We start from the raw sequence: 16443 nt of genomic DNA on the forward strand, positions 1-16443 counted from the left end.
GCGGAGTTAGTTCACCCCCGGGCCTATCGAGGTCCGGGGGTGAATCTCTTTATGTCGCGGTACCGCGTAATGACCTCAATGAACACCGAAACCTTGCTACGTTCGGCGGGATCGCAGTTCCACCCGGGGAAGGGAAGGTCAAGCCGTGGGCGCAGGCGTGTTCGTCGGACGGATCGGCGGGCTTGCCGCCGCGCTGGGAGTGGGTGCGGGAATAGCCCTTGCCGCGCAGGGTGTGGCATGGGCGGATTCGGGGTCCTCGTCCACCGGCGCCTCGTCACCGGCAAACAAAGCGACCACGGCATCGGGGGCGCGATACAAAGCGCCGCCATCGGCCAATACGCAAGCGTTGGCGTCGATTTCGACGCCGCGAGGCGGCATCGCCGCCAACCAGGTTCCCAAAGCGCCGAACATCGTGGCGGTGACACTGTCTGTTCTCGGCGTCAGTCGCCGCGATAACGAGCCCAGCGCTGCTTCCGCAACAGTCAGTGCCACAACATCTTTGGCTGGTCATGCCACGTCGGCCAGAGCGATCGCAAAAACAGAAACAGTTTCCGCGGCCGACACCCCGCCGATCGACGAGAGCTTGTACACCGGTCCGCCGCCGACGATTATCCAACGGGCAGTGGTGGTCGGGCTGCGTCTGATCGATTTCGTGACGACGACATTCCACCTGCCCTTCAGCCTCGCCGGTACCAGCGCGCAAATCCCGTTCTTCACCGACGGTGTGCCGGACTTCTTCCTGCTGGCCGGAATCAAGGCGCAGAAGACCGAATACGAAGGTATGGCCGTGTGGACCCTGACACCACGCGACCCGAGCGGCCAGTACGTCGTGGCCATCCATGGCGGCTCATTCATCGGCCAGATCAGCATCTTCCACTGGTGGACCTATACCGACATGGCCCGCGACACCGGCGCGACCATCATCGTCCCGCTCTATACCCTTGCCCCGCAAGGCAATGCGGCCACCGACATACCTGTGATGGCTGACTTCATCAGCTCGGTGATCACGGCGTACGGCACCGACAATGTCAGCGTGGACGGCGACTCGGCCGGCGGCACCATCGCGTTGGCCGCTCTGCAGGAGATCGTCAAGCGCAACGGCGCGCAGCCCCATCGTCTCCTCCTGCTGGCACCGGCGCTCGACCTCTCAGACACGTTCCAGAACCCGGTCGATGACCCACTCTTGGGCAACCCCGCCGATTCGCACAACACCAACCTGCTGACGTGGGCGGGCGATCTCGCCCTGAATGATCCCATCGTCAGCCCGATCTACGGTTCGCTGGCTGGCTTGCCGCCGACCACCGTGTACTCGAGTTCCAATGATCTGCTCACGCAACAAACGTTGCGACTGCGCGACGAGGCGATCGCGACGGACGCTGACTTCACGTTCGTGCTCCGGGAAGGTCAGTTCCACGACTGGACGATCTTCGCGCCCCTCCCGGACGCTTATCGGGAGCGTCCGGGGATCTACCAAGCCCTCGGACTGACGCTCCGGGCCAAGTAAAAGGCCTCAACCGAAGTACTCGATCAAGGCCCTGTGCCAAAACACGAGTCGGGGTAGCTGGACTCCGGTGGCAATGTCGTCGATGGCAGAGCGCGGGCCGGGCGACGATTCGTCACCCGGCCCAGCCCGTCGCTGCTGACGGTCATCTGTTCATGTCACATCGGAATCCATATGCCGAACGCCTGGAAGCCCCATGCGCCGCGGTCCTGGTCCCAGTACGGCTCAACGCGCTGGCCCTGCCAATTGAACGGTTGATGGTCGAAACGTGCGTCGTCGATGCCCCGCTGATCCCAGGGCCGCTGGTCCCAGCCCTGATCGGGCCGCCACTGATCGGGCTGTCCCTGATCGGGCCGCCACTGATCGGGCTGTCCCTGATCCGGCCGCCATTGATCGGGCTGTCCCTGATTCCCCCACTGGTGATTGTCTCCGCCATTACCGCGGGCATCCGGGCCGCCACCTCCGTGGTCATTACCCTGGCAGTTCTGTTGCCAACAGGGTTGGCCCGGGTCAGCCGAAGCGATGCCGGCTCCGGCTCCCAGTCCGAGGGCCGACAGGCCCAACACAGCAGCGACGGCGCCCTTGGCGAAATCTGTTTTGACGTTCATGGTGCAACTCCTTAGTTTCGTGCGCTGACTCCGACATCGCGTATGCAAGCGAAGCCAGTTCCGGTAACCGCGATTCGTTTCACCACTGCCCTCTTCTTGACGAGAGGCGTGCCCACCACCGTCTGGTGGCGTTGGGTACGTATCACAGCGCCGCGCCCGCCGGGTTAGCCAGGCGGTTGGTCGCGCGCAGTTGGTGCATCGGCCTCAACGGAGTTACCCCTTGCGCGGGTTGCCCAATCTGCGGTCCGATTGAAACGCCTGATCCAGTCGACGCGAAAGAGTCGAATCCAGGGGTCGTCGCCATTAGCGATGTTGGGAGCGCCAAGAACTAGCCGTAAGCGGGTTGACGACGTCGGCGAGTTCAGGTGGTTGCTGAAGTCACTGCGGACGGATTGCGGACGCTATGGCAGTCGCTCTCGCTCCGCGGGTTCGTTTCCGGTGAAGTTGATGGAGCGGACCTCGCGCGCTGCATAGAAGGCCAAGACGTACCCGGCTGCAGGGTCGGCCCACCACCAGCCCAATGTCGCGTTCAGGGTTAGACCCGCCAACACCGCCGCCGCCAGCAGGCCGTCGATTAGTGTCACGCGTCCTTCGGTGCGCAAAACGGGGTTGTTCAGTGCAGCCCCCGTTCGGGCCTTGCCTGCCGCCAAGAGAAACATCACAAGCGCGGTGATTGCGGTCCACACGATTCCCAGCGGGCTTGGCGTGGCGTGGTGGCCGCTGACCAGGACGACGGTGGACTGCACCGTGAGCTGGCCGTCCGAGAGGCGTTGGTAACGGGCTCCAGGGGCAGTACCGAGTACGCAGGAAGCCCTGATCGGACAATCCGAATCAGGGCTTTTACCTGTACTTTTCGCGGTCGGGGTGGCGGGATTCGAACCCACGACCTCTTCGTCCCGAACGACACCACCAGCGAGTTTGGCGATGAGGACGGCGCTGGAAGCGTTTGAAGTGCCACCTCATCATGTTGATTTGGTTGGATGCGTAAGGGCGCGAACGACGTTACTGCGGACTGGCTGCGGACCACCGGCTGACCAGCTGACAGGACAGTGGTCTTCAGCTGGAGAATCGGGACAAGCTGTGGACTCCGGGGGTATCTGGGCAGCGCGGTTTCACGCTGACTCGAATCCTGACTGATCAAACTTCAACGTCTTTGCGTTCTCGGAAACAGTCCGAATCTTGTTCTCGTCGAAGCCTGTAAAGTCGACCGCTTCGATCTCAATCTTCACGACCAGGTCGATGCCATGCTCCCGCAGATTGGCTATTACTTCGTCGGCGATGTTCTTGAACTCCATCGCGATCTTGTCTGAGCTGAGCGTCTTTACACCGTAAAAGCGTGTGAATGCAATATCTACTGGACCCGGGCCGGTTCCGGTGTCTTCCCCCGTTGAACTCTCCGTCCCAGTGTCCGTGCCGATTCCAATGCCGGTCTCAGTACCAGCTCCAGTCCCTGTCGGCGCCTCGTGCTGACGTTGATGTAGCGCGACGTCAGGGCGCACCAGCAGCAGCGAATCAGCGGGCGCAGGTGCTGAGTTGGTATCCCCGGGAATCCACAGTCCGACATAACGTCCCGTGGAAGCATCGATACTCGTCGCGAGAGCGAACGCGTCGGTTTCCCAGATCATCGGGAGGTCGAGGACACCCTCCTCCAGCACTCGGCGGTCCCGCAAGCGCGGCATGTACGGATACTGGCAGTAGAGCGCCCACAGCGCCCCAAGGCTGACGTTGCCGTCTTTCCAGATCTGCGGGACCTTGTTGATGGCCAGCCGAATCGTGACCGCTGCCTGGCGGCTCGACAGATCCCCGTCGCTGCCGAGCCGGCGGGAAACCCGCTCGGCCAGTGACTCGGACTGGCCCTCAATCTTCGTCTCCCGCAGTATAAATGGAGCGCTAGCGTCCGGTTGGTAGGGCACCAGGGCCCACGTAAAGGTCTGCAGAAGACGGGACTTTACCGTCTGGTCGGCTTGCGCCTGCCGATTCGAGGCTTGGTTCTTCTGGTTCTGCGTCAGGTCCAGGTCAGCCTCGTTCGCCAACACGTGGGTCCACCCCAGATAGTCCCGCGTGGCGGCATCCAGTTCTTCGAGTCGAGCTTCGTCAGCAGCCAGGTACACCAGCATGTTGCGGTTGGTCCGGTTAGCGGTGCCGCGCTGCTCGGTGGCATTGTGCGCAAACGCCTTTGCGGGCGAGTCCGATCCGCGCTTGTGCGCCGCCTTCGGATGCAGGATCACCAGGCGGGCTTCATCGGTGTCCGGGATGTCAGCGTTGGCTTCCGGGCAGACGTGCACGCCTGCGAAGTCCCCACGTGTTTTTGCCTGGGCTTGCAGACGGTGTGCGATCTCGGCCCACACGTCTTCCTTATGTAGGCGCTCGGCTTGGTCCTTCGCGGTGCGGCTGATGTTGGCCTGCAGGTCATACCAGTACTTGCCCGATCCGGAGTAGAAGTACGTGGCGCGATCACCCAGCTGAGTCAGTGCGGCATGGAAGTTGCCCGGCACGTCACCGGGTACGGCGGTGCCAAGGAAAACGCGTTGGGTCTCAAGCCCTTTGTGTGCGGAGCCGATCGTCGGTGTCGCGCCGAAGAAGACGGTGCGGGCAAGTCGCTTGGTGAGCGACCGCTGACCAAAGACGGGCTTCTCTTTGTCGATACGGGCCGGTTCGGAGTTCGGTCCGTCGACATCGGCGTCGATGATGGCTTTCCAGGAGTCCTGCAGATAACTGGTGAGTTCGGCGTTCACACTGGAGGTGGCCAGCGGGATGGACCCAGGCATGATCAATGGTGACGCGTCCTCACCGGTCCACAACGCATGAATGACGCTGCTCATCAGCCGCAGGACACCGCGGGTGCGTTGGAAACGCTCCAGCGACGACCACTCTTCGTAGAGTCGGTCGAACAGCTCGGGATGGATTGGGTATGTCCGTTTGATGCGGTCTTCGTAGGCTGTGTCGCGGGATTCGCGAGGAAAGTCGTCGGTGTATTTGCGGTACATGTCGACGTACGCCCGGGCGGTGGCGCCGATCGAGGCCAGTGCAGCACCGTTGGGCTGGATGAATAGCCGCTGTCGGACGATCTGGTAGGCCTCGGCAGAGGACGCCGGTCGCCACTGGTCGGCGACGCGGCGCACGACGTTCTGCAGCCTTTTAAGTGCTTCGAGGCCGTGCGCGCCGCCGACCTCCTCGGCGTTGCCGGCGACGATTTTGTCGGGTGCATCGCCGGATTCCGAGGCGGGGATGGAAATGACCAGCAGGACACCGGAAGTACCCTTCGCGGCCTCTGTGAGCGATTGGGCGAAGGTGAACTGGTCGTCGAAGGTGCCTCCAGCCAGGTCGTCGCGGCCGACGAGTGAACGGGCGTAGGCGACCCATTCATCGATCAGGATGACGGCGGGGGAGTACTTGGCGAGCAGCTCGTGCAGGGCTTCGCCAGGGGTGGTGCGGTCCGCGTCGGCCTTGGCGATCAGTGCATAGGCCTCCGAGCCGCCGAGTTGCCAGGCGAGCTCACCCCAGAGGGTGTTGACATGGGTGCCGTCGTCCTTGGTCTCTCCCGACGGGCTGAAGTGGTTGCCGACAATGGCGACCCGGTTGACCTTTGCGCCGGTGTAGCCATTCGTGGTGAGCAGCTCCTGGGTATCCTGCGGGAACCGCCCGACGGGCAATCCCGCCGCGACGTGCCACAGCGCGAGCATCGAGTGCGTCTTGCCGCCGCCAAAGTTGGTCTGCAGGTTAATAACTGGCGGGGCGTTGTCATCGCCGGAGAGCCGGCGCACAGCTCGGCCGACGAGATCCGTCAGTCCCTCGGTGAGGTAGGTGCGGCGGAAGAACTCGACGGCGTCGGCGTAGCCAGAATCCTGTTCACCGCCAAATGCCACTTTGTAGAGGTCGGCGGCGAACTCAGAGGCCGCGAAGTTTCCGGTAGCGACATCGTGGTGGGGCGGCAGCACATCGCGCCAGGGCTTGAGGCCGGCGGCCTCGGGGTTGTCGACGGCGGCCTTGAGCGTCTTCTTGTCGTCTTTGTCGGCAGTGACCCGGCGTAGGTTGAGGCGGATCGCGTGGACCTCGTCGGCTTCCTTGGCGGCGCCGATCAGCTTGAGCAATCGCTCACCGGTATCCAAGGCTCTGTAGGCATCATCGTCGCTGAAGGTGCCGTTGTGGGCCCACGTGTTACGGACTTCGCGGAGCTCGATAGCGAACGACTCCCCGGCCTTGCCCAGCGTCTGACTGAATGGATACCAACCCGGCTTAAAGCCTGTAGTGATGGCTTTCTCGGTGAGGACACGGAACTGGACCTGTGGGTCCAGCGGGTTGTACGTCTTGTCGGACGGCGCGCCATTCTTGCTGTCCTTGAGCTGAACGAGTTTCGTCCAAGCCGCTCCGAGTGCTGGATCGCCTTGGCCGATAACGGAGGCGATGAAGTCATCGAGCGGAGGCGCCATCGTCTGAAACATCCGGTCGACGCGGTCGCGGTTGCTTAGCGCCATTTCAGTCCTCCTCGAAGTTGAGTGAACCTTGGGCATCTACTACCCGACTTTCGCTCTGTGCAGCGTCGAGAATCTCGGGCCATATCGTTACCAGGCTGTTGAAACTCAAAGCGTCCTTTACCCATCCGCTGGACTCAGCGATACGGAACAACAAGTGGGCCAACTCCTTCACGAGGTCGGCATTGACTGCGCCGTCCGCTCGGCTTAAGGCCTGCTTCAGAAACCCGCCGGCAGCTGTGATGCCTTCGTGCTCAAGAACTCTGATCAGATGATGGAGGCCTTCCCAGGTACTAGTGTGTTCGTCGGCAATCACGTTATAGCCCGAACTAAGGCTCGCGGGCTTGGTGAGTTGGACATTGCCCGCACGCGAGGTCAGGATTTCGTCACGGTCCAAGGTGTCAACGCTGGTGTTCCTTGCGCGGGCTAGATTGTCGGCGTCGCCAAACTTCCCCAGGCCGTACCCGTGTTGGCGGTACCAGGCAATCGCGAACCGAGATGTGGAATCAAAGTCACCCTCCTGTTCGTTGAGGACGCGATCAAGGATCTCGTTGATTCGCGATAGCGCGGATCGGACGGTCATTTTCTTGCCATCGGGCTCCAGTACGGCGCTGTAGCGGCTGAATACCGCCATGCCTGGCCCAATCGCGGCCTGGGGTAGGTCGACGGGAGCTATTTGACCTTGCTGAAGCTTGCGCAATGCCCCGGGCAACTCAGCTTCCAGTGCCCCAATGAAGCCACGACGATCAATGGTGGATGCCTTCTCCGAACGCGGCCGTAGGGAAAGCACAATTGACGAGGCAAGCGCGTTCGTGCCTACGCTGATCATGCGTCCTCCGCGTTCACTTCGCATTGGCCACGTAGAGGTGATCTCCCAGCCTGAACGAATCATTCCTTCGAGAAGAGTCTCCCATCCGCTTGAGGCTTCGCCCTCAGCGCTGATCTCTGATTGGCGGAACGCGTAGTACACGGTCATTGGGTAATCCGGGTTGGCCGAAGCCCGTGCTGATGCAAAGACTTCCCTGAAGCCGTCCTCGAAGAATCGCTTAGCTCCCTCTTTTCCATTGTGGCGGAAGGGATTTGCAACGAGTTCCTGCGACTTTGGCACAAGCAGTGTCCCGAACACGTCAGGGTGGACATTCCTTAGAGTTCTCCGAAGCCAAACATAAAAGTAATCAGACAGGTCGGAGTATCCGATGTTGTCGTAGTAGGGCGGATCGGTCGAGATCACGGCGTTCTGTGTGATCAGGTCCTTCGCATCGCCCTGCCGAATGGTGACTTCGTTTGATGTGCTGGGGAGAGTTTTGATCGCCGCCACGATCCACTCAAAGTGAGCAGACGCGTTGCCAACAGAGTGGGAGAACGGATTAATCTCCATGAAGTCCCAAACCATCGGGATTGCTTGGCGTGCGAACGTGTCTCGGACCTTTTCTACTGGCGCCATCCATGAACAGAACGCTGACAGCCAATCGGCCAGCTTCGACATCAGAAACCCGAGATAAGTCGCAACGGCGTCGGCGTACTCCTCGCTTCCTCCATCTGCGATAACGCGAGTCCGAGCTTCGCCTACCAGGTCGCTGAATGTGGTGAGCGCGACAAGTTGGCGGCGAGTGAACAAGTCAGACCACTTTGTCATTCCATACGCTTGGACTCGGAAACCCAAAGCCTGATCGGGGATCTCCGCGTCCGGTACATTCGTCGGTTCTGCTGCCCGGGCCGCATCGATCTGCAAGTCGTCGGGAGCGAGATACAAGCGGGATCGAACTCCCTCAGCAACCACCGCCATCATCCGCTGGCCCATCCGGGCTGCGGCGCCCTCCGCTCGTACATATTTCAGAGTCACGGGTGACTGGCATGCAATGCAAACGGCGCCTGTTCGCGTAACTGTTCCGTCGGACTCACTGGTAGGAGCCCCGTCTAGCCCCTTGCCGATTTCGAACTTGACTCGCATCCCGGATGGATGCGAAGGGTCGTCAATGATGACGGGCAGCACGTAGGTCTCTTTGCCCTTCTTCTTGCCTAGCCACCATGACCGCACAAGTGGCAGTTCGATCTGACAAGCTGGGTTGGGGCAGGTGACAGTTCGTGTCCAAATCCAACCAACGACGCTGTGTCCGTCGACGTCTGGATAGAGATGACCGATGCGAGTCAAAGCCTCATTGCGCATCCAGGTTCCATACTCGGCAACGTCAGCAGCAAGACCACTCGTGCCGCTCCAGTCTTGGATCTCGGAATCAGCGAGGCCAGGAGCGACCGGTCGTTGGTTATGGAATTTGGGCGGAATCTCGATGAGCGCTTTGTTGATAAGAACGGGCACTGGGTTGAGGTCGGAGGCGATCGCATTGAGGCCGAGGCGTTGCGCCTCTAGTGGAATGGTGCCGCCGCCGGCGAATGGATCTAGGACGGACGGTAGCTTTCCGCCCGCCGACTTCAGGATTTCCTGGTTCGCTTCGGCGAACAGCTTGGTGTCGCCGGTATTGCTCCAGTGGACGAGCCGCTCAATGATTCGGTGCAGCCGTTCACGTTCTATCCGCTGAGCGTCCTCGGTGGGAAATTCATCTGGTCGTGCGCTTGGGTCATCAACTAGCTGTGCGAACAGAACAGCACGAGCCGCCGCCAGTGGGCGTCGGGCCCACCAGAGGTGAAGTGTTGCTGGGTGTCCTCTGCGCGGAACTGCTTTCTCGTCTGCCGCCGCGCGATTGATTGCTTCCAGTGGCAGCGCGACCTCGATCAGCTTGCGCTTCGGCTGTTGATTGTCAGAAGTCATCAGAATGGCTCAGTTCCCTTGTTCCACATCTTGTTCCAGTCACCACGTACACCAGTGGCCTCAAAGTCACCCAAGTCCGTCGACGCGAACGGGTTGTCGAGATAGCGGATCTCGTCATGTGCCGGCCCTCGCGGATCGACCTTCACCAACGCCAGTCGGTAGCGGGGTGCTGCGTTCTTGCCGACCATCACTTCGTTGTGCGTGACGAAGAAATCCTCAGCACCATCGAGTCGGGCTTTGACCTCGACGCGGTACGTGTCACCGTTGGCGTCCGAGGACAGGATGTCGAAACCCTTGTTATTGAAGGACTGTTCGACGGGCGTACGGCTAAGAGCTCGTTCAGTCGCCATCACGAGGTCGACACCACGGCGTTCGACCTCTTTGGTTTCCTTGGCGTGAATGGGTGCCGACGCCGGCAGTTCGCCGTCGACCATGGCAACTGGCAGTACCAGCGCGGCGGTCATGATCCGCGGCGGCTTGGTGGACATCAAGGCCTGCTTGTCGAGCAGATCGAGACGATTGCGGAGCCGCGCGTCGAGCTCGACGGCTTTGCGGTTGAGACTTTCGGCCGACTCTTTCGGCTTCTCGCCGGATTGCTCCTTCTCAGCCGCGACCGCGGCATCGAGAAGCATCCGGTCGCGTTCGGCCTCAAGGCGCTTCACTACGAGCTCCCGGGTCTTGGCGAGCTCAGCGGCGCGGCGCGGCTGTACTTCGGCGAGGTACTCGGGGAGTTGAGTCGTGATGATCCAACTGGTCGCGCGATCCTCAGCCTCCGCCAGCCAAGGCAATTGGCGCGCTGCCGCGACAGCGGGCGTCTCCGGCGCGGCCACACAGTCCAGATACGGTGCCGGGCCGGCGGGCGTCACGGTGCCCAGGCTGTCGACATAGGCGTAACCGAATCGTCTGGATACCGCGGCACCGGTGGCGTCGGCGACCTCCTCGACGACACCCACCAGCAGATGCGGCTCCTCCAGCGCCGCCGACACCAGCACCGTGCCGCTGTTGAGAGTGCCGCCGAAATGCCGAATGGCTTCGTCCATCACCGCGTCGTGGAGCGGATGTCCCGGTGCCAGCAGGTCGGCGCGTGCCAGTTCCTCGGAGTGCACGTGTTCCAGGTCGAAGGTGACTCGGTCGTACTTGGTCGCGATCGGCTGGTACTTGCTGGCTCTGATTTGTGCTGGGACGTTGGCGATCTCGTAGCGACCGCGTTCGCGTTTGGCGATGCGACCACCAAGCCGGGTGAACGCGGCCTTGAACGCGAGCTCGATGTAGTGCGGTTGTAGCCGGCGGGCGCGGGCCTCGTCCATGGCGGCACGCAGCTTGACCAGATCGGCGTCGGCGAGGTGATCCGACGCCAGGGCGCGTTCGTCGAGCAACTCCTTGAGTCCATCGGCCACCTTGTGATCGATGACCTCATGCATCTTGGCCTTCACCTCGTCGCGTTCACCGTAACGGATCGCATCCAAGAGCAACTCTCGCAAAGGAGTATCGGCAAAAGCTTCACCGAGAACATCGAAGACCTTGCCGCCATACGCCTTCCGCTGCTCTTCGATCTTTTCCAGCAGGCGTTCGAAGACCGCGCCTTCGCGGGTGTTGCTGGCGACGAGATTCCACAGCCGGCAGACTTCTTCTTGGCCGATGCGGTGAATGCGACCGAAGCGCTGTTCGATGCGGTTGGGGTTCCACGGCAGATCGTAGTTGACCATCAGATGGGCGGCTTGAAGGTTGAGGCCTTCGCCGGCGGCGTCGGTGGCCAGCAGGATCTGGCAGTCGCGGTTCTTGGTGAACTCTTCGGTGATCATGCGCCGTTCCTTGCGGCGCACCCCACCGTGGATGGCCTGTACGGCGTTGGGCTTGCCGATCAACGTCCGGATGCGGCTCGCGAGATAGTCGAGGGTGTCTCGGTGTTCGGTGAAGATGATGAGCTTGCGCGGCGACCCGTTGGCGTCGACCGTCAGCGCTTCGTCTTGCAGAATTCTGCTCAGCTCGGTCCATTTGCGGTCGGTGCCGGAGTCGCGGACCTGTTTGGCGACCGTCGTCAACTCTGCCAGTTCGAGAATCTCGGCGTCGAGTTCCTCGACGGTTTGGGCAGCGGTGGCGGCGTCGAGTAGTTCCTCTTCGAGTTCTTCGATCTGCTCGGAGTTGTAGTCGTCGGCGTCCAGGCCCTCGAAGTCGATGGTGGGCTCTTTGTCGGTGTAGGTGCCGTTGAGGATTTCGAGCTTCTTACGCTCCAGGCGCTCGGTGCGACGCACGAGGCTCCGGTAGATGGCTTCAGGGCTGGACGCCAGGCGCCGTTGCAGCACGGTGAGGGCGAACCCGACAGTGTTCTTGCGTTTGCCGCCCACCCGGTCGGCCCGATTCATCCCTTCGCGCACGTAGTCGGTGACCTGCGCGTACAGCGAGTACTCCAGCGCGGTGAGCTCGTAGGGCACAGTCTCGGCGCGACGCTCGGGGAAGAGTTTCTTGCCCTCGAAGGTCAGCAGATCCTCTTTGACCATGCGCCGCATGACGCCGTCGGTGTTGGCGGTCTTGGTGTTCTTGCCTTCGAAGCGGTCACGGTCGAGCAGGGTGAGGAAGAGCTGGAAGTCTTCTTCCTTGCCCGAGTGTGGCGTCGCGGTCATCAGCAACAGGTGCCGCGTGATACGCCCGAGCATTTCACCGAGCAGGAAGCGTTTCGTCTTCTCCAGCTTGCCGCCGAAGTAGTGGGCGCCCATGCGGTGTGCTTCGTCGACGATGATCAGGTCCCACTCGGTTTCCTTGAGTTGGGCCTGCAGCTCCTCGTTGCGCGACAGCTGATCCATCCGTGCGATCAATAGTGGATTTGTCTCGAAGACGTTGAGGTTGACGTTGGCGTCGATGAGCTGGTTCGTCAGCAGGTCGAAGCGCAGCCCGAACTTGAAGAACAACTCGTCCTGCCACTGCTCGACCAGCCCGCCGGGGGCGACGATCAGGCATTGACGCACGTCGTCGCGTAACAGGAGTTCTTTTATGTAGAGCCCGGCCATGATGGTCTTGCCGGCGCCGGGGTCGTCAGCGAGCAGGAAGCGCAACGGCGTGCGGGGCAGAAGCTCTCCGTAGACAGCACGGATCTGATGGGGGAGCGGCCGGACATCGCTGGTGGCCACTGCCAGCATCGGGTCGAACAGGCCGGCCAGGGTGATCCGCTGGGCCTCGGCGACCATCTTGAAGTCTGTGGCGTTGGCGTCGAACGCGCGGCTGCCGGTCTGGGCGACGGTGAGGTTGTCCTGGTCTTTGCGGAACACGACCTGCTGGCCGAGTGCGCCGTCGTTGGTCTTGTAGGTCAGCTCCAGAGCGTCAGTGCCGTGCCATTGGGCGAAGATCACCGTGATCACCTGCGCTGGGATGAGCCCATCGATCCGCAGACCTGGCTTTAGCTCTTCTAGCAGCACCGTTCGTCCTCCCCAGTAGACAGCCGACCCACGCTAGTCGAGGTATCCGACAATATCCGGGAGAGCTCGCACGGCGTCGCTAGGTTCGCTAATCTTCGCTGAAATTGGACGACCAGTGGGGGGCGATGAGCGCGCACGAGCAGCCATCGACGTCGGAGATCGGAGACGAGGTACGCGGCTGGGTTGACGCAGCCCGTGCCGTTCTCGCTGCCCGAGCGCAAGTGATCGACGCCGCAAACAAGGCATCAACCGGGCTGCGCGGCCGTTTAGTTCAGGCGCGGCGCGACAATCGGGTGCGTTGGCACTTCCTGCCACTGCACACCAGCGACCTCGAACCACTCCGTGCGGTTGCCGCCAAGGCCACGCTTCCTCAGGTCCCACCCGACATCCAACGAGAACTCGACCGGCTGACTACCGAGGTAGGTCAAGCCACCGACGATCTGCGCAAGGTCACCGGATTTGGCCGGCTCCTCCTCTTCGGCGCTACCCGGGAGAAGGCCAACCAGGCCGCGCAGTTTCTGACTGACTATCGTCGCTGGTTTCTAACAAGCCGGTTGCAGGACGAGATTGCGCGAGCAACACCGCGGGACGACCCACGGGTCCGAACGCTCGGGATCCCCGATGCCCTTGCGGACTGGGTGGGCTTCGCGCACGACCTGCCCGACCGTGGGGCGAACGCCGCGCTTGCTGCGGCGACGTCATTTGCGAAGTTGCCCAGCGCGGTGACCATCATCCAGAAGGCGGCTGCCGACGAGGCCAAGCTGCGCAAGGCGGCATTCGACGGCGGAAACACGGTCCGGAACAAAGAAACCGACCGGATGCTCGCCGAAATGTCCGTCGAGCGCCTGCGGGAGGCGAGTCGCGACAAGATCCGCGTCGGAGCGCTCACCGGCAACGGCATCAGCAATGTGCACGCGGTGCTGCTCAGCGAGAACCGGCTGGAGAGGCTTGACGGAATCGGCGAAACGTCGGCCAAACGTATCCGTGCTGCAGCACGGACACTGCGGCAGAACACCTTCGACGAGATGCCGATGCGTATCGACATCAACAGCCGCACACCCGAGTACACGGAGTTCCTGCGTCGGCTGAGGGCCTGGGATGCCGGCCGTCGAGCCTTACCGTCACCCGCCGTTGTCGAGCTCGTCGACACGCTGGCTCCAGTCGCTGCGGTCATCGACAAGGCGGTAACGCACGCCATCGTGATGCCAACGTCATCGGCGAAGGTCGAAGAGTTCCGCGACGCGGTCGACGCCGTCGCACAATCTGCGTGGTCCATCTCGAACGCCCACAGCTCCGCTGTATCCGGCGATCCGTGGGACGACTTCCTGACTCGCCCCGCCGACTACTTCGCGCTGCTGGCAGAACTCGGATTCATCACCGAAGACGACGAGAAGACACACGGCGACCTTCCCACGGAGATCATCCAGGCAGTCCGTGAGTTCGAGCTCAAGGCTGACCACCTGACCGCCTCGTTGCGCGGATACCAGAGCTTCGCTGCCCGCTTCGCCCTGGTCCAACGCAAGGTCATCATCGGCGACGAGATGGGATTGGGAAAGACGGTTGAGGCGATCGCGGTCCTCACTCACTTACGCGCTAAGGGCGACCACAACTTCCTCGTCATATGCCCCGCCGCCGTGGTGACCAACTGGGTGCGCGAAATCACCGCCAAGTCGAAGCTTCCGGCGCACCGGCTGCACGGTCCAGACCGCCAATGGGCCGCGAAGAACTGGGCACGCAACGGCGGCATCGCTGTCACCACCTTCGAGACCCTGCCATGGCTGACAGCGAACGTCGCCGTGCCGACCCTTGGATGCGTAGTTGTCGACGAAGCGCACTACATCAAGAATCCCGATGCGCGCAGGACACAGCGCACGGCGCAGGTTCTCGACTCCTGCGAACGCGCAGTCCTTCTCACTGGAACACCGCTGGAAAATCGACTCGACGAGTTTCGCAACCTGGTCAGTTACCTTCGTCCTGATCTGGCGCTGGACGCAGATGAGTTCTCACCCCGGAAGTTCCGCCGACAGGTAGCGCCCGCGTATCTGCGCCGCAACCAGGAAGACGTCCTGACAGAGCTCCCGCAGCTCGTCGAGGTCGATGAATGGGTCACCATGTCGAGCGAGGACGCGTCGGCATACAGCGGCGCCGTCGCCGACCGCAACTTCATGTCGATGCGTCAGGCGTGCATGCGTCAGGGGATCAAATCGGCCAAGATGCAACGACTCGTCGAGATCGTCGAAGAGGCAGAAGCCAACGGGCGACGCGTCGTCGTCTTCTCACATTTCCTCGACGTCCTGCGGGACGTGGCACAACACATGCCGGGCCGTGTCTTCGGACCGCTGACCGGGTCGGTCGCCGCCAGCCAACGTCAGGTCATGGTCGACGATTTCTCAGCTGCCAAGAAGGGTGCCGTCCTCGTCGCTCAGATCATCGCTGGGGGCGTCGGACTGAACATCCAAGCCGCCTCCGTCGTGGTGATCTGCGAACCCCAACTGAAACCCACCACCGAGTGGCAGGCCATCGCCCGGGCGCATCGGATGGGACAGCTGGAATCCGTCCAGGTGCACCGGCTCTTGTCCGACGAAGGTGTCGACCAGCGCGTCCGCGAGATCCTCGCCCGCAAGCAGGAATTGTTCGAAAGCTTCGCCCGCGAGAGCGAAACCGCAGCCAGTGCGCCGGAGGCCTATGACGTCACAGAGGCTGAACTCGCGCGCGACATCATCGCCGCCGAACGTGAACGGATCTTCGGCCAGGGCACTTCCGCGGAACCGACTCAAAAGCCAGTCAACGCGACCGGAGGCGTTCCGGAGGCTCCAGAGCCACCGTCTCGCGATCCTCGTCCGCCCGTTCAGACGCCTGCGGCAATGGACCCCGTCGCCGTACAGCCCGCGACCTCAATCGAACCGACCTCGCAGTCGTACCCGGCGACTGGCCGACCCAGCCCAAGCAGGTTCACCGAACAACCACGGAGTGTGGCCGTTCGCCAGCAGAAGCCCTCGGTAGCGCCAGGCGCCACGCCGAAGACGGCCAGTCCTGGCGTAGCGGATCTCAAGCCGTACAAGGCCTTTACTCAACCGCTGACACCGATCTCGCAGACTTCAGCCGACCGCATCATCGACAATGTGGTGCGCATCGTTGACGCCGAAGGACCGATGACGGGTTGGCGCATCCACCAGGTGTATATGAAGTGCGCGCCAGGCCGAGAATCTTACGACGAGTTCTCACGCCTACTCAACCGTGCGATCTCGGCCGCTGAGCGACGCCAGCTGATCATCTCGGAGAATCCGTTCAACCAAACTGGTAACAAGCCAAGAACTTTCAGACTGTCTACTCAAGCTTCCACCGCCGCACGCGAACTTGGGCCCCGAACGCTCGATATCGTTCCACCCCACGAGGTAGTGCAATACTGCCGTAAGGCTTCCGGGGGACGAGGATCGATCTCTGATGGCGAACTGATCAAGAACGTGGGCAATTTGCTCGGCAATACGCAATCGGCCACCGACCTTCGGAAGGCTGTCATGGCCGCGAAGCGGCTCGGTATTTGAGCGGGTGCAACCCAAATCTCGCTTCCCCGAAGGACATCGGCATATGGATCGGTCGCTGCAGAAGCAGCAAGTTCGAAGGTGTTTGCCCGCATGCTTCACAATCCATGCGGGAAGACTGCGCTTGACGCCACGTCGGATCG

At 62.0% G+C, this 16443-nt stretch carries 7 protein-coding genes; 2 read left to right on the forward strand and 5 right to left on the reverse strand.

Going from position 1 to position 16443, the window contains the following annotated elements:
• Positions 1-145: 145 nt before the first annotated feature.
• Entirely contained in the window at positions 146-1504 is a 1359-nt protein-coding gene (locus CG716_RS11625) for an alpha/beta hydrolase (protein ID WP_094479607.1), read from the forward strand.
• Positions 1505-1659: 155 nt separating this feature from the next.
• Here CG716_RS11625 and CG716_RS11630 read toward each other — a convergent pair whose 3' ends face one another.
• The 5 genes from CG716_RS11630 to CG716_RS11650 form a co-directional block, all read right to left on the reverse strand.
• Complete coding sequence (locus CG716_RS11630) at positions 1660-2109, reverse strand: hypothetical protein (protein ID WP_094479609.1); 450 nt, start codon at positions 2107-2109, stop codon at positions 1660-1662.
• 401 nt (positions 2110-2510) lie between these two features.
• Entirely contained in the window at positions 2511-2855 is a 345-nt protein-coding gene (locus CG716_RS11635) for a cation efflux transmembrane domain-containing protein (protein ID WP_207760644.1), read from the reverse strand.
• Between the two features lie 366 nt (positions 2856-3221).
• Positions 3222-6584, reverse strand: a complete 3363-nt coding sequence (locus tag CG716_RS11640) for a Swt1 family HEPN domain-containing protein (RefSeq protein WP_207760645.1) — start codon at positions 6582-6584, stop codon at positions 3222-3224.
• 1 nt (position 6585) lies between these two features.
• The gene (locus CG716_RS11645) at positions 6586-9348 is read right to left on the reverse strand and encodes a DUF1156 domain-containing protein (protein WP_094479613.1); all 2763 of its coding nucleotides are present in this window, start codon (positions 9346-9348) and stop codon (positions 6586-6588) included.
• Entirely contained in the window at positions 9348-12758 is a 3411-nt protein-coding gene (locus CG716_RS11650) for a helicase-related protein (protein WP_094479615.1), read from the reverse strand. Before CG716_RS11650 ends, CG716_RS11645 begins: the two co-directional genes overlap by 1 nt.
• 125 nt (positions 12759-12883) lie before the next feature.
• Here CG716_RS11650 and CG716_RS11655 point away from each other — a divergent pair, with 125 nt between their 5' ends.
• The gene (locus tag CG716_RS11655) at positions 12884-16303 is read left to right on the forward strand and encodes a DEAD/DEAH box helicase (protein WP_094479617.1); all 3420 of its coding nucleotides are present in this window, start codon (positions 12884-12886) and stop codon (positions 16301-16303) included.
• Positions 16304-16443 lie beyond the last annotated feature (140 nt).

Source organism: Mycolicibacterium sphagni (genome assembly GCF_002250655.1).
Taxonomy (GTDB): domain Bacteria; phylum Actinomycetota; class Actinomycetes; order Mycobacteriales; family Mycobacteriaceae; genus Mycobacterium; species Mycobacterium sphagni.

Coding starts and splice junctions, on each gene's coding strand:
- CG716_RS11630 (WP_094479609.1), bottom strand. CDS start 2,109: ATGAACGTCAAAACAGATTTCGCCAAGGGCGCCGTCGCTGCTGTGTTG.
- CG716_RS11655 (WP_094479617.1), top strand. CDS start 12,884: ATGAGCGCGCACGAGCAGCCATCGACGTCGGAGATCGGAGACGAGGTA.
- CG716_RS11640 (WP_207760645.1), bottom strand. CDS start 6,584: ATGGCGCTAAGCAACCGCGACCGCGTCGACCGGATGTTTCAGACGATG.
- CG716_RS11645 (WP_094479613.1), bottom strand. CDS start 9,348: ATGACTTCTGACAATCAACAGCCGAAGCGCAAGCTGATCGAGGTCGCG.